Source organism: Kribbella jiaozuonensis (genome assembly GCF_005233875.1).
GTDB lineage: Bacteria > Actinomycetota > Actinomycetes > Propionibacteriales > Kribbellaceae > Kribbella > Kribbella jiaozuonensis.
Window position 1 is genome coordinate 1,592,176 of sequence record NZ_SZPZ01000001.1, and the last position, 13,978, is coordinate 1,606,153.

At 67.6% G+C, this 13,978-nt stretch carries 15 protein-coding genes; 7 read left to right on the top strand and 8 right to left on the bottom strand.

From position 1 onward, the window contains the following. Window positions 1–66 precede the first annotated feature (66 nt). Window positions 67–1,173 carry an NAD(P)/FAD-dependent oxidoreductase gene (locus FDA38_RS07715; protein WP_202877580.1) on the top strand — a complete coding sequence of 369 codons (1,107 nt, stop codon included), beginning with the start codon at window positions 67–69 and terminating at the stop codon, window positions 1,171–1,173. On the opposite strand, the gene FDA38_RS07720 is transcribed toward FDA38_RS07715, so the two are convergent. Further along, window positions 1,139–1,969, bottom strand: a complete 831-nt coding sequence (locus FDA38_RS07720) for a GbsR/MarR family transcriptional regulator (RefSeq protein ID WP_137253339.1) — start codon at window positions 1,967–1,969, stop codon at window positions 1,139–1,141. The genes FDA38_RS07715 and FDA38_RS07720 overlap by 35 nt on opposite strands. Window positions 1,970–2,124: 155 nt before the next feature. Between FDA38_RS07720 and FDA38_RS07725 the strand changes: the two genes are divergently transcribed. The 5 genes from FDA38_RS07725 to FDA38_RS07745 all read left to right on the top strand — a co-directional run bounded on the left by FDA38_RS07725 (window position 2,125) and on the right by FDA38_RS07745 (window position 6,053). Further along, entirely contained in the window at window positions 2,125–2,844 is a 720-nt protein-coding gene (locus tag FDA38_RS07725; RefSeq protein ID WP_137253340.1) for an ABC transporter ATP-binding protein, read from the top strand. Beyond that, window positions 2,841–3,671: an ABC transporter permease gene (locus FDA38_RS07730; RefSeq protein WP_137253341.1), complete on the top strand. Its 831-nt coding sequence runs from the start codon at window positions 2,841–2,843 to the stop codon at window positions 3,669–3,671. The genes FDA38_RS07725 and FDA38_RS07730 overlap by 4 nt, the downstream gene beginning before the upstream one ends. A 17-nt stretch (window positions 3,672–3,688) precedes the next feature. Further along, window positions 3,689–4,684 carry a zinc-dependent alcohol dehydrogenase family protein gene (locus FDA38_RS07735; protein WP_233714579.1) on the top strand — a complete coding sequence of 332 codons (996 nt, stop codon included), beginning with the start codon at window positions 3,689–3,691 and terminating at the stop codon, window positions 4,682–4,684. A gap of 227 nt (window positions 4,685–4,911) precedes the next feature. Beyond that, the gene (locus FDA38_RS07740; RefSeq protein WP_137253342.1) at window positions 4,912–5,178 is read left to right on the top strand and encodes a hypothetical protein; all 267 of its coding nucleotides are present in this window, start codon (window positions 4,912–4,914) and stop codon (window positions 5,176–5,178) included. Between the two features lie 56 nt (window positions 5,179–5,234). Next, a complete protein-coding gene (locus FDA38_RS07745) occupies window positions 5,235–6,053 on the top strand; it encodes a MerR family transcriptional regulator (protein ID WP_137253343.1) in 819 nt (272 codons plus the stop codon). On the opposite strand, the gene FDA38_RS07750 is transcribed toward FDA38_RS07745, so the two are convergent. Genes FDA38_RS07750 through FDA38_RS07765 form a run of 4 tightly spaced genes read right to left on the bottom strand, consistent with a single transcriptional unit; the run spans window position 6,037 to window position 10,566 of the window. After that, window positions 6,037–7,560: an alpha-N-arabinofuranosidase gene (locus FDA38_RS07750; protein ID WP_233714580.1), complete on the bottom strand. Its 1,524-nt coding sequence runs from the start codon at window positions 7,558–7,560 to the stop codon at window positions 6,037–6,039. The two genes, FDA38_RS07745 and FDA38_RS07750, sit on opposite strands and share 17 nt — an antisense overlap. Further along, a complete protein-coding gene (locus tag FDA38_RS07755) occupies window positions 7,557–8,375 on the bottom strand; it encodes a carbohydrate ABC transporter permease (protein ID WP_202877581.1) in 819 nt (272 codons plus the stop codon). The genes FDA38_RS07750 and FDA38_RS07755 overlap by 4 nt, the downstream gene beginning before the upstream one ends. Next, window positions 8,372–9,325 (bottom strand): carbohydrate ABC transporter permease, encoded by a 954-nt coding sequence (locus FDA38_RS07760; RefSeq protein ID WP_202877582.1) that lies wholly within the window; start codon window positions 9,323–9,325, stop codon window positions 8,372–8,374. The genes FDA38_RS07755 and FDA38_RS07760 overlap by 4 nt, the downstream gene beginning before the upstream one ends. Continuing rightward, window positions 9,322–10,566, bottom strand: a complete 1,245-nt coding sequence (locus FDA38_RS07765) for an ABC transporter substrate-binding protein (RefSeq protein ID WP_137253344.1) — start codon at window positions 10,564–10,566, stop codon at window positions 9,322–9,324. The genes FDA38_RS07760 and FDA38_RS07765 overlap by 4 nt, the downstream gene beginning before the upstream one ends. Window positions 10,567–10,596: 30 nt before the next feature. Between FDA38_RS07765 and FDA38_RS07770 the strand changes: the two genes are divergently transcribed. Further along, the gene (locus FDA38_RS07770) at window positions 10,597–11,622 is read left to right on the top strand and encodes a LacI family DNA-binding transcriptional regulator (protein ID WP_137253345.1); all 1,026 of its coding nucleotides are present in this window, start codon (window positions 10,597–10,599) and stop codon (window positions 11,620–11,622) included. A 126-nt stretch (window positions 11,623–11,748) separates the two neighbouring features. On the opposite strand, the gene FDA38_RS07775 is transcribed toward FDA38_RS07770, so the two are convergent. From FDA38_RS07775 to FDA38_RS07785, 3 genes are all read right to left on the bottom strand, one after another. Beyond that, complete coding sequence (locus FDA38_RS07775) at window positions 11,749–12,720, bottom strand: aldo/keto reductase (protein ID WP_233714581.1); 972 nt, start codon at window positions 12,718–12,720, stop codon at window positions 11,749–11,751. 87 nt (window positions 12,721–12,807) lie between these two features. Further along, window positions 12,808–13,317, bottom strand: coding sequence for an SRPBCC domain-containing protein (locus tag FDA38_RS07780; RefSeq protein WP_137253347.1), 510 nt, complete (start codon window positions 13,315–13,317; stop codon window positions 12,808–12,810). Next, a complete protein-coding gene (locus FDA38_RS07785; protein WP_130445062.1) occupies window positions 13,314–13,883 on the bottom strand; it encodes a TetR/AcrR family transcriptional regulator in 570 nt (189 codons plus the stop codon). Before FDA38_RS07785 ends, FDA38_RS07780 begins: the two co-directional genes overlap by 4 nt. Window positions 13,884–13,978: the final 95 nt, after the last annotated feature.

The following is a 13,978-nucleotide window of genomic DNA, read 5'->3' on the forward strand; positions in this document are numbered from 1 at the left end:
GGCGCCCAGCGGTCCAGGGCGGCGGTCAGGCGCGCGGTGGCTTCGGGCAGCTGCGAGACTGATGCTGTGTGGGATCTGGTGATTGTGGGGGCCGGGCCGGCGGGAGCCGCGGCCGCGCTCGGTGCGTTGGGGGCGGATCCGAGTCTGTCGGTGCTGTTGGTCGACCGGCACGACTTTCCGCGGGACAAGGCATGTGGTGACGGGATCGCGCCGCACGTACTCGATCTGCTCGCCGGCGTCGGCGTCAAGGGAATCCTCGACGACTGGACCCCGGTACGGCGCTTCGTGCTGAACCGCGGGACCGCCGGCGTGGATCGGGAGATGGAGCGCCCGACCTGGGTCGTACCGCGGATGGTGTTCGACCAGCGGCTCGTCGAGGCCGCCCAGGCGGCCGGGGCACACCTGGTACGGCGACGCGTCCGCGGCCTGGCCATCCAGCCGCAGTCAGTCACGATCGATGGCGACCTGCACGGCCGGTTCGTGGTCGGCGCGGACGGCGCCCATTCCGTCGTACGGCAGGAGCTCGGGACGAAGCCTGGTCCGGTCGCACTCGCGATCCGCGGCTATGCGCCGACGCCGCCCGCGCGCGCGGCGAGCCAGGTGATCGCATACGGCCCCGGCAGGCAACCGTCGTACGCCTGGTCCTTCGACCGCGGCGACGGCTGGTCGAACGTCGGGTACGGCGAACTCCTCGCCGGCACCCGCCCCACGCGAGCCGACCTGCTCAAGAACCTCGAGACCCTGCTACCGGGCGCGACCGATGGCGGCGAGTCGTGGTGGGGCCATCACCTGCCGCTCGCCGGCTGGTCCTGGCGACCGCGGAGCGGCCCGGTGCTGCTCGCCGGCGATGCGGCCGGCCTGATCAACCCGATGACCGGCGAAGGCATCTACTACGCGGTCGCGACCGGTCTGCTCGCGGGCCGCTCGATCGCGGACGCGCTCAGGGCAGGAAACTCGGACGCCGGTACGCCGTACCGCCGGCGCACGTCTCGTCTGCTGTCGAGGCACCTACGCCACACCGCTCTTGTCGCCCAACTCAGCCGCTCGGACCGGATCCTCGACGCGGGCATCCGCGCGGCCAACGCCGACCAGGGCATCTTCGACGACCTCGTCGAGCTAGGCCTCGCCGACGGCCACCTCACTCGTCGCCTGCTCCGGAAGCTGCTGCCTTGACCGCATAGTTAACCGCATCGGTCACCCGCTCGACCGGCCAATCCAGCCTCCGCGCGAGTTCGTCAGGGTCGAGCAGCCGATCGGCCTTCCAGAGGACCGCGAGTACAGAGAGACAGTCCTGGAAGCCGGCGCCGCCGGACATGTCCTCGCTGAGCCGCTGGAAGAACTCGGCCATCTGCGTCAGCCGCTCGCCCGCCGGGGTGTCACGTCCGACCAGGTCGACGCCTTCAGCCGCGGTCTCGGCCCAGTTGAAGTTGGTCCGCGCGCTGATCTCCCACGCCTTCAGCCAGACGTCCTCGGCGATCACGTAGTGCTGGAGCCGACGCTGCGGATCGGGCTCGCGATGAACCATGCCCACGCGCTCGAGGTACCCGATCGCCTTCGAGATCGACGCCGGACTGACCTCCATCTCCCGGACGAGATCGGCCGCGGTGAGCGTGCGCGAGTCGGCGGTATAGAGCAGCGCGAGCACCCGCGACGCCATCCGCGGCAACCCGCCGTCCACCATCATCTCCGCAAACCGCTCGACGTACGCCGCTCGCGGATCGCCAAGCCGTCCCGCGCGGCCCGCACTCCCGGCCGTAAGACGAGTCGGCCGTCGTCGAGCCCGGGAAGCAGTCGCGTAGTGGGCGTGGTCCGCCCGATACCCACCCGCGCCGCCGTTGCGCGCGACCTCCCGGCTGATCGTCGACGTCGGCCGGTCCAGCTGCCGCGCGATCTCGGCGTACCCGAATCCTTCGGCCAGCCCGGCCGCGATCTCGAGCCGGTCCTGATGGCTCAGCCTGCCTCCGGGCATCCCGATACCTCCGCGCGTTTACCGTCAGGTCATTGCAACGTATTGCGTTCTCTTCCAGTCTCATTGCACACAATGCCAGGTTTTAAAGGGTTTTGCGAGCAACAACTAAACCATCATGATTGCCGGGCGAGTGAACGCAACGTAGCTTCGCTCCCATGGTTCTGACAGTGGACAGCTTGCGGATGCGGTACGGCGATACCGAGGTCCTCCACGACGTCTCGTTCGACGCGAGTGCGGGCGAGGTGGTCGCGTTGCTCGGCCCGAACGGCGCCGGCAAGAGCACGACGATCGAGATCCTTGAAGGCTTCCGGCTTCGCTCGGCCGGCCGGGTCGAGGTGCTCGGCGTCGACCCGGCCGCGGGCGATGAACGGTGGCGGTCGCGAATCGGCATCGTGCTGCAGTCCTGGCGCGACCACGGCAACTGGCGCGTCCGCGAACTCCTGCACCACCTCGGTTCGTACTACGAGCCGTACGCGACGCCATGGCCCGTCGACGAGCTGCTCGAGAAGGTCGGTCTAACCGCGCAGCCCAAGCAGAAGATCAAGACCCTCTCCGGCGGCCAGCGTCGGCGGCTCGACGTCGCGATCGGGATCGTTGGTCGCCCCGACGTACTGTTCCTCGACGAGCCGACGGCCGGCTTCGACCCGGAGGCGCGGTACGAGTTTCACGAGCTGGTCCGGCGGCTCGCGGCCGAGCAGGGCACCACGATCCTGCTCACCACCCACGACCTCGACGAAGCGAGCAAGCTCGCGCACCGCATCCTCGTCCTCGCCGCGGGACGCATCATCGCGTCCGGTACCGCCACCCAGCTGATCGCGGGCGCGGGCTCGCTCGAAGACGCCTATCTCGCCTTGGTCCGACGGGAGCGCCGATGAAATACCGACCCGGCTGGCAGCGCGGCCTGATCGAGCTGCGGCAGTCCTTCACGAACCCGGCCGAGCTGACCAGCCATTTCCTCTGGCCGGTCCTGATGCTGGTCGCGTTGTTCTTCCTCAGGTATCGCGACTTCGGCTCGACCGGCCTGCTGCTCGGCGCGCTCGCACTGCCGAGCATCCTCGGCATGAACGCCGCGATGGGCATGGTCAGCATGAGTCAGCTGCTGACGGCCGACCGGGCCGACGGCACGCTGCTCCGAGCGAAGGCCATACCAAACGGTATGGTCTGCTACCTCATCGGCAAGGTCGTATCCGTCGCGGGCGGGCTGATCGTCGACCTGGCGATCCTGTTGATCCCCGGCCTGATCATCGTCGACGGGATCGCACTCGGATCGGCGCACTGGTTCACGCTGGTGTGCGTCCTGTTGCTGGGGCTGGTCGCGACGCTGCCGATCGGCGCGGTCCTCGGCTCGTTGTTGACCACAGCGCGTTCCCAGGGCCTGATCCAGCTGCCGATGCTCGCGCTGATCGCGATCTCCGGCATCTTCTATCCGATCACCGCGCTGCCCGGCTGGCTGCAGTTCATCGGCCAGCTCACCCCGATCTACTGGATGGGCCTCGGCATGCGCTCGGCCCTCCTCCCGTCCGAAGCGGTCGTGGTCGAGGTCGGCGAGTCCTGGCGGCACCTCGAGACCGCGGCGGTCCTCGGCGTCTGGGCGGTCGCCGGTCTCCTGCTGGCCCCCGTCGTACTGCGGCGGATGGCCCGGCGCGAGTCCGGCTCGAAGGTCGCCGAACGCCGCGAGCAAGCCCTCCGCCGCGTCGCGTAAGAGCAGATGATGGACAGATGATGCAGGCGTGGGCAGTCGAACATCCGGGTCCGATCGACACCGGTCCGCTCCGCAAGGTACGCCGGCCCCTGCCGGAAGCCGGGCCAGGTGAGGTCCTCGTCAAGGTCGAGGCGTGCGGGATCTGCCGTACCGACCTGCACCTCAGCGAAGGCGATCTCCCACCGAAACACTCGGGCGTCATCCCGGGCCATCAGGCCGTCGGCACCGTGGTCGACCAAGGAACCGGCGACCGGTTCACGACCGGCGATCGCGTCGGGATCGCCTGGCTCCGGGGGACCTGCGGCGTCTGCGAGTTCTGCCGCGCGGGCAACGAGAACCTCTGCCCACGCTCGACGTACACCGGCTGGGACGCCGACGGCGGATTCGCGGAGTACGCCGTTGTGCCGCAGGACTACGCGTACGGGCTGCCGAAGAACCGTCCCGCGGAGGAGCTCGCGCCGTTCCTGTGCGCCGGCATCATCGGCTACCGCTCCCTGCTCCGCGCGAACCTGCCACCTGGCGGCAGGCTCGGCATCTACGGGTTCGGATCCAGCGCGCACCTCACCGCGCAGCTCGCGACCGCCCAGGGCGCCGAGTTGTTCGTGGTGACGCGTGGTGAGAAGAACCGCGCACTTGCCCGTGAGCTGGGTGCGGCCTATGTGGGCGACCGGCCGCCGGTGCCGCTGGACTCGGCGATCGTGTTCGCCCCGGCCGGAGATGTCGTCCTGCACGCGCTCGAGGCGCTCAAGCCGGGCGGGACCGTCGCGGTCGCCGGGATCTACCTCTCCGACGTACCGGTGCTGAACTACGAGCGGCATCTCTTCCACGAGCGGGACCTTCGCAGCGTCACCTCGAACACCCGCCGCGACGGCGAGGAGCTGTTCCGCCTGGTGGCCCGTCTGCCGGTCAGAGCGCACACGACGGTGGTCCCGTTCGACAAGGTCGCCGAAGCCCTCGCAGACGTCGCCCACGGCCGTGCGAGCGGCTCTCTGGTTGCCGTCCTCGACGATTGAACCAGTCGGCCCCGCGACACGTTCCAACCTGGTAGGGGAGCGTTAGAACTGGGTGAAGATTCCATCAGCCGGCCGTGCTGAGCTTCAAGGCTGACTGCTAGCTGCGTTAGATTTGATCAAATCTTGCGAGTCAGTCGAAGGCTGTCAGGGAGCGTGAGCGTGGGTATGTGGGATCTGACCAGGCAACAACGGTCGGTCCTTGCTGCTGCGCCGCGAGAGGGTGGCCGGTGCTGAGCAAGGTCCTCGGCGCGGTGGGAGTGCTTCTCCTGGTCGTCGGGGCGGTGTTCGCTGTTCGGCCGGTGCACGCCGGCGGTGACGGCTGCGGCTCGGTCTTCCAGCCCGACAAGGGCATCACGCCGATGCAGTGCGACTCCCGGCTGAGCAGCCGCGGCAATCTGGTCACCGGCTTCGGCGCCGGTGGCGCAGCCCTGGTCGTGGGCGCCGTAGCAGTCGCCGCCATCCGCGAGCGCCGTACCCGCGTCACGTCGTCCTGATCGGAACGTACGCTCGGGCTTGACCTTGACACTGTGTCAAGCCGGAAGGTCGTGGCATGTTCACCATCGGAGACTTCGCCGCGTTCGGGCAGGTGTCGGCGCGGATGCTGCGGCACTACGACGCGCTCGGGCTGCTGCGCCCGGCCGTCGTCGACCAGGTGACCGGGTACCGGTTCTACTCGGCCGACCAGTTCCGCCGGCTGAACCGGATCGTCGCGCTCAAGGACCTCGGGTTCACGCTGCAACAGGTCGGCGAGATCGTCGACGCGAAGCTGTCGGCCGAGGAACTGCGCGGCATGCTGCGGTTGCGGCAGGCCCAGCTCGAGGACGAGCTGGCCCGCAATACCGCCCGGTTGACCAGCGTCGAGGCGAGGCTCCGACTCATCGAGAGGGAAGGTCACATGCCTACCGACGACGTCGTCCTCAAACACATCGCCCCGACGCGGGTCGCCGAGCTGTCCGCGATCTCACCGAGCTATGACGGTGAGGACATCGGTCCCGTCCTGCAACCCCTGTTCGGCCAGCTCTTCGAACGTCTGGGGATGGCCGGCCTCAATCCGTGCGGCTCACCGGTCGCGTACTACGAGAATGCCGACGGCGAGACGGTCCGTGTCCACGCCGCCGTACCCGTCGACACCGGCACCGCCGCGGACGTCGACGTACTCGAGCTGCCCGAGATCCCGCAGGCGGCCACCATCGTCCACAAGGGGGACATGATGGAGGCCGACCGCAGCATGCAGACGCTGGCGCGGTGGATCGAGGACAACGGCTACCGCAGCCAGGGGTACGCGCGTGAGGTCACGCTCCAGTTCGACCCGGACAACCCGGCGAACTGGGTGCACGAGTTCCAGATCGCCGTCACAAAGCCGAACTGACCGTCGCGAACGAATGCGGCGGCAGCGTCACCCGTAGACCGCGGGGCTCCGGTTCCACTCTGAGCGGAGCCGGAGCCACCGCTTCCGGATCGCCGAGCGTGTTGTACGACTGCGGTTTCGATGCCGTCAGCAACCGCCCGATCGACTCCCGTACCTGAGCGCCCCGCAGATCCAGTACGACGTCCACCGGCGCGGTCGGATCGAGATTGCTCACCGACACTAGCGCCCGCCCGTCCTTCACCGACGCGGACGCCGACACCAGCTCCATCGATTCGTACGTCGGCTGCTCGACCACATGCACCGGTACGGCGGTCGCGTCGTGATGCCCCTTGTTCATCTCGAACACGTGGTACGTCGGCGTACGCACCAGCCCGCCCTCGTCGTCGGTCAGCAGCATCGCCTGCAACACGTTGACGGTCTGCGCGATGTTCGCCATCACCAACCGCTCCGCATGCTTGTGGAACACGTCGAAATGCAGGCTCGCCACCAGCGCGTCCCGCATCGCGTTCTGCTGGTACAGGAAACCCGGATTCGTCCCCGGCTCGACGTCCCACCACGTGCCCCACTCGTCCAGCACCAGACCGAGCTTGCGCTCCGGGTCGTACGCGTCCATCAGCGCGGAGTGCCCGCGGATCACGCGGTCGACGTCCTGGGCCTTGCGGATCGTCTCGTAGTACTCGTCGAGGCTGAACTCGGTCGCGCTGCCCTTGTGGTCCCAGGTCCCCACGAACGTGTAGTAGTGGAACGAGATCGCCTGGAACAGGTTCTTCGGACCGCGCTCGCAACCAAGGCAGCTGACCGCCTTGAGCAACGCCTCGGTCCAGGCCAGGTCGTCGTCGGCGGCACCCGCGGCGATCCGGTACAGCTTGTTGTCGCCGTGATCCTTGAGGAACGTCGCGTACTGCCGCGCCAGATCGGCGTACGCGTCGGCCCGCATGTTCCCGCCGCAGCCCCAGGTCTCGTTGCCGATGCCCCAGAACGGGACCTTCCACGGCTCGTCCCGCCCGTTCGCCTTACGCTCCCGGACCATCGGGCTGTCGCCGTTGCGGGTCAGGTACTCGACCCACTCGCTCATCTCCCGCACGGTCCCACTGCCGACATTCCCGTTCACGTACGGCGCTGCCCCGAGCAGCTCGCACAACGCCATGAACTCGTGGGTGCCGAAGTGGTTGTTCTCCTCGACGTTGCCCCAATGCGTGTTGACCATCGACGGCCGGTCCGCCTTCGGCCCGATCCCGTCCTTCCAGTGGTACTCGTCCGCGAAGCAGCCGCCCGGCCAGCGCAGGTTCGGAATCTCCAGCGCCCGCAGCGCTTCGACCACGTCGAGCCGGATCCCACCCTCGTTCGGGATCGAGGAGTCCTCGCCGACATAGAACCCGCCGTAGATGCACCGCCCGAGGTGCTCGGCGAAGTGCCCGTACAGATGCCGGCTGATGGTCGCTCCCGGGACGTCGAGATCGATCACGACCCGAGCGGTTGATGCCTCTGACAACATCTTCTCCTTCATGATTTGACGCTTCCGGCCAGCAGACCGCTGACGATGTGGCGTTGGGTGAGGACGAAGAACACGACCATCGGGATCAGTACCAGCACGCTCATCGTCATGAACGCCGGCCAGTCGGTGGAGAACTCGCCGACCGAGCGATAGACCTGCAGCACCAGCGTGGACTTCTCCGGCGAGCTGAGGAAGACGTTCGGGGTGATGAAGTCGTTCCAGATCCCCATCGTCTGGAAGATCCCGACCGTCACCAGGATCGGCCGGATCAGCGGCAGCACGATCCGCCAGTAGATCTGGAACGGCCCGGCGCCGTCGATCCGGGCGGCCTCGATGATCTCGAACGGCACCCGGCTGATGTACGCCTGGATCAGGAAATAGCAGAAGATCGCGCCACCGGAGTAGATGATCACCAGCCCGCGCAACGTGTCGACCAGTTCGGCTCCGACCAGGAGCCGGTACAGCGGGATCAACGTCGACTGCCCCGGCACGATGAACCCGAGCAGCAGCAGCGCGCCGAAGATCCGGTTGAACCGGCTGGCCCGCATCGCCATCGCGTACGCCGCCGTCGACCCGACGAACAGCTGCACCAGCAGCGCCGCGATCGTCACGATCAGCGTGTTCAGGAAGCTCCTCCCGAGCGGCACCGTCTCGAAGATTCGCTGGTAGTTGTCCAGGAACAAGCTCGTTGGCAGCGCCAACGGCGACCGTGCCATCTCCTCCTGCGTCTTCAGCGTGTTGACGACGATGTAATACAGCGGTACGCCGACCAGACACGCGAGCGCGATCATCACCACGCTCGTGATCGGGGAACGTCGTTGCTTCACAGCACCCTCCGTTCGATCCGGCGCGAGGCCCACAGCTGCGCGACCGCGACCAGCGCGACCGCGAACGTGAACAGCACGGCCAATGCCGAGGCCAGGCCGTACCGACCCTGCGCGACACCGCCGGTGATGATCGACTGTGTGATCGTGTACGTCGAGTACCCCGGCCCGCCCTTCGTCAGCGTGAACGGAAGATCGAACACCTTGAGGCCGCCGGTCATCAGCAAGAAGTTGCTGATGACAATGGCCGGGGTCAGCAACGGCAGCGTCAGATGGAAGAACTGTTGCCGCGCCGACGCACCGTCGATGGTTGCCACCTCGTAGTAATCCGCCGGAATCGACTGCAGGTAGGCGAGGTACAGCATCGCGTGCCATCCGGCGCCGCCCCAGACCGCGACCACGATCACCGACAGCCGCGCGAGCGTGTCATCCGACAACCACGGGTACGGCCCGGCGTGGAACAGACTCTGCAGGACCGAGTTCAGTACGTCGGAGCCCAGCGGCGAGAGGATGTAGCCCCAGACCAGCCCCAGGATGGCGATACTCGGGATGGCCGGGAAGAAGAACACGGACCGGACGAAGTTCCGGCCGAAGAACTTCTTGTTCAGTACGACGGCCAGCGGGATCGCGCAGGCCGTGATCAGCACCGCCGTACCGATCGTGTACGCCAGCGTGAACCCGAGACCCGCCAGCATCGACGGGTCCGTGACCACCTTCCGATAGTTGGCCAGGCCGACGAACTTCACGTCCGCGGAGTAGCCGGTGAAGTCGGTGAAACTCCAGTAGAACGTCTGCGTCAGCGGGATCACCAGCAGTACGACGAACACCAGCGCAACCGGCACGAGGAACAACTGGTTCGCGGACGCCTCACGGGCCCGCGCCCAGGTCGACCGTTCAGCCCGGACCGGGGCCGGGGAGGCGGCCTCGGTCCGAGCGAGCAGGCGAGTGCTCACGACGTACTCGCGAGCTTGGTGTCGAGGGCGTTCGCGACCTGTTCAGGGGTCGCCTTGCCCTGGACCAGCAGCTGCAGCTGGGCGGTCGCCTCGACGTTCAGGATGTCCTCCGCCCGTTTCCAGGCGATCTGCGGCAGGTAGATGTTCCCGGCCCGGACGTCTTTCACGATCGGCTGCAGCGCCGGATCGAGCGCGGGCTGGAAGGCGGTCGTCACCGTGATCGCGCCGGTGGCCTTCTGGTACAGGGCCATCGCCTCCGGCGTGTCCAGGAACGCGAGGAACTTCTCCGCGGCCGCCGGGTTCTTCGCCTTCGAGTTGATCGCGTAGCCCGGGCTCGCCGCACCCGCCAGGTACGCCGGACGGCCGCCGATCCCCGGGATCGGCGCCATCTCGATCTTCAGCTTCGGCGCAGCCTTGCGAACCCCGGGGATGTCCCACGGCCCGGCGATCATCATCGCGACCTTGCCGTTGGCGAACTCGGTCCGGACCTGGTCACCGGTCAGACCGACGACCGCCGGTGTCACCAGGCCTTCGGTCCACAGCCGGGACCACTGCGTCAGCGGCTCGACCCAGTAGTCCTTGAACTTGGCCGACCCGTCGAAGATCTTGCTGTCCATCGAGTTGCCGTCCGCCGCGCTCTCCGCGCCGAGGAAGGCCGCGAGCGGCGTCGACATCGCCTGCACGGATTCGAGGTACGGCGTCACGCCGGCGTTCTTCAGTTTGTGGCACAGGGCAAGGAACTCGTCCCAGGTCTGCGGGATCGCGGTCGCGCCGGCGTTGGCCAGCAGGTCCTTGTTGTACAGGATTCCCGCGCCCCACGACGCGACCGACAACCCGTAGACAGCGCCGTCCTCACCGCCGTACGTGGTCTGGTTGAACTTCGGCACGTTCTTCAGGAACGGCTTGTCCTTCAGATCGACGACATGCTTGCCGTTGATCAGGTTGGTCTTGTTCTCGGCCGCGATCGCGAACACGTCCGCCGCCGTACCGGACAGGATCCGGGACTGCAGGGTGGAGATGTACTCCGCGACCGGCGGGGCGTTGGAGAACTCGATCTTGATGTCCGGATTCTCCTGCTGGAACTTGTCGATCACCGGTTTCATCGTGTCTTCGCCGTCCCAGGAGAAGAACGTCAGTTTCCCGCTGCTGCTACCGCTGCTCCCGGAGGATCCGCCACAGGCGGCCAAGGGGAGGACGAACGCGACGGCCGCGAGAGCGGCTACTGTACGACGCAGTCTCATCGCAGACTCCTTTTACGTAAGGTGGGTGACATGAAGAAGGGCACGACCGTGGTGACGATGGCCGATGTCGCGCGGTCCGCGGGGGTGTCCACGATGACCGTTTCGAACGTGATCAACGGGCGGCCGCGGGTCGGTGCCGCGACGCGCGAACGGGTCCTGGCCGCGATCAGCGACCTCGGGTACCAGGTCAATCTGGCCGCCCGGCACCTGCGCGCCGGCCGGACCGGAGTGGTCGGTCTCGCTGTCCCGGAGCTCGAGCGTCCGTACTTCGCCCAGCTGGCCGGCCGTCTCGCCGACCGGTTCGAGGCACACGGGCTGCGGATCGTGATGGAGCGCACCGGTGCGAGCCGCGAGGGGGAGGCCGACGCAGTCGTGTTCTCCCGGCTGCGGATGTACGACGGACTGGTGCTGAGCGTGGTCGACAGCGACCCGGCCGAGCTGACCCAGCTCCGGAACGACTCGCCCGTCGTGATGATCGGTGAGCGCGCGCTGCCGTCGAAGTACGACCACGTGATGATGGACAACGTCGACGGCGCCCGGCAGGCGACCGCGCACCTGCTCGCCACCGGTGCCCGGCGCGTCGCGATGCTCGGCGGCAACCCCGACTGGACCGCGAACATGCCGGCCCTGCGCGCGCAGGGATACGGGCTCGCGCACACCGATGCCGGCGTACCGATCGATCCGGAGCTGACGGTCCGCTGCCACTTCACGATGCAGGACGGGTACGACGCGATCCGGTCGCTGATCGATCGCGGAATCGCCTTCGACGCGGTCTTCGCCCTGACCGATGTGGTCGCCCTGGGCGCGCTCCGGGCGCTGGCCGATGCGAATCTGCGGGTCCCCGAACACGTCCAGGTCATCGGCTTCGACGACATCGACGAAGCGCCGTACCTGGTGCCGGCGCTGTCCAGCATCAACCCCGGGCACGAGGAGATGGCGGACTCGATCGTCGCGCTGCTGATGGCGCAGATCAACGGCGGTCCGGGCGGCGAGCCGCAGGAACTGATCGCGCCGGCGCGGCTGATCCAGCGCGGCACCACCAAACCTGTCGTCTGACACCACGGTCCACCTCGTCACGCAGTGGGAAGTTGTTGCGCAGAGGTATATCGATAAACCTAGCCCGTGACAAGACCTCGGCCCGGAACCGTCGCTGAGCGGTTCCGGGCCGGGGGGTGGGGGTGACTAGTCCGCGATCAGCGCCGCGATCTCGGTCAGCTGCTCGGCTTTCAGCGGTCCGTAGGCCGTCGCGCCGGCGTTCTCCTCGGCCTGCGCCACGGTCCGGAAGCCCGGGATCGGCACAGTCTTCTCGCTCCGCGCCCACAGCCACGCAAGCGCTCCCTGTGCCAGCGTCCGGCCGTCACTCTGTAGGAGCTCACGGATCGCGGACACCTTCTCCCACCACTCGGGAGCAGGTGCGCCGCCTTCCGCGAAGTACCGCAGCCAGGACGGCGGCAGCGTGCGGATGTCCGCGCCGGTCGCCGGGCTGCTCGCGTCGCGACGGCCGAGGATCCCCATCCCGAGCGGGGTCCGGTTGATGCTCGCCAGATCCTCACGCTCGCACAGCGCGAAGAACTCCGGCGCATCGTGCAGAACGCTAGCCTCGTGCTGTACGGCAGCGCAGTGCTTGCCCTGGGCAAACAATTCCGCGCTGTGCAGCGTGTCGGTGCTCCACGCGTAGCTGCGGATCAGCCCTTCGCGCACAAGCTCCTCGCACGCCTCGCGCAGCGGCAACGCGATCTCGTCGGTAGTGTCGAAATGCAGCTGGTAGAGATCCAGGTAGTCGGTGCCGAGCCGGTCGAGCGAGGCCCGGACGGCCTTGTGTACGTACTCAGGCGTCGAGTCCTGGTGGTGCATGACCTTGGTCGACTCGTCGAACGTGTTGCCCCACTTGCTGGCGATCACCACCTGGTCGCGCATCCCGGCGAGGGCCTTCCCGAGTACGCGCTCGCTGTGGCCCGCGCCGTACACGTCAGCGGTGTCGAAGAACGTCACGCCGAGCTCGACCGCCCGCCGGATCGCCCGCACCGACTCGTCGTCGTCGACCTCGCCCCAGCCCAGCGGTTCGCCGGCCGGGTTACTGAACGGACCGCCGATCGCCCAGCACCCGAAACCGACCGGGCTGACCTCGATCCCTGCTCGTCCTAATCCGCGCATGTCCATAGCGTCGACTCAACCAGTCGGGCCGTTCATCCGTCCAATGAATCTTCTGCCACTAGTTGATGTGTTTGGTGCATGAAGGTGCTACTGGGCGCTGGCTCGCGCGGCGAGCGCACGGTTCATGGCCTCGAACTGGGGCTTGATCGTGTTCTTCAGCATCGACTGCGTGAACGGGATCGCCGCGCCGGTGAACTTCTCCTCCTGGACCAGGTGCGTGCGGCCACCCGGCAGCGCGGTCAACCGGTACGAATGCTCGCCGGTGAACAGCGCACCCGGCGGCACCTTGCCCACCCAGCGGAGCTCCTCGTTGGGGACGACAGCCAGCAGCGTCGGGGTGAACTTCGTTTCGCTGCCCTTGGTGTCGCGGAGGACGTTGGTGATCTTGTCCCCGACCTTGAGGTCGCCGGTCGAGGAGATGATGAACGGATTCCACTCCGGGTAGGCCTGGCGGTCCGTGAGTACCTTCCAGACCTGCTCCGGTGACGCGTCGATGTCGAGCTCGGTGTGCAGGGTGAACGGCCGGACGACGGTGTAGACGGTGTAGCCGGCCAGCAGGACGAGAACGCTGCCGAGGGCAACGAGGAACTTCTTCATGACTTGTTCTCCGGTCCGAGAGTGCTGTGCACCAGCGCCCTCACGTAGGCGGGATCGATCGGCTCGCCCGTGATGAGGAGCCGGTAGTACAGCGGTCCGACGAGCTGGTCGACGACGACGCCGGGATCGGCATGCGCGAGCAGGAGCCCTTCGGACTGGGCTTGGGCGATGACTGCGGTGACGGCCGCGTGGCGCTCGGCCCAGAGGGCGCGGACGCTGTCGCCGACCCGCGGTTCGCGGGCGGCTGCAGCGGTGAGGTCGGCGACCAGCGTGGTCGGGATGACCTCGAGGGTGGCGGCGATACCGGTGACGAGCTCGGTCAGGTCGCGCCGCGCGTCCCCGCTCGGCTCGAACGGTACGGCGCTGCGCAGGCCGGCGATCATCGCGACCACCAGCTCGGCCTTGCTCGGCCAGCGCCGGTAGATCGTGGTCTTCGCGACCCCGGCCCGCTCGGCGACGCGGTCGACCGACATGCCGTCGTAGCCGCGGGCACGCATCTCGGTCATCGCGGCCTCGAGCACCCGCCCCTCGACGCCGGCGTCGCGCGGTCGCCCTCGTCCAACCATCGCCATCCTCTTTTCGCTACTGCGGTGTCGAAAAAGAGACTAGCTCTGGTCCTCGATTTACGCAACCGCCGTATCGTAAAACGATCACTGCCATG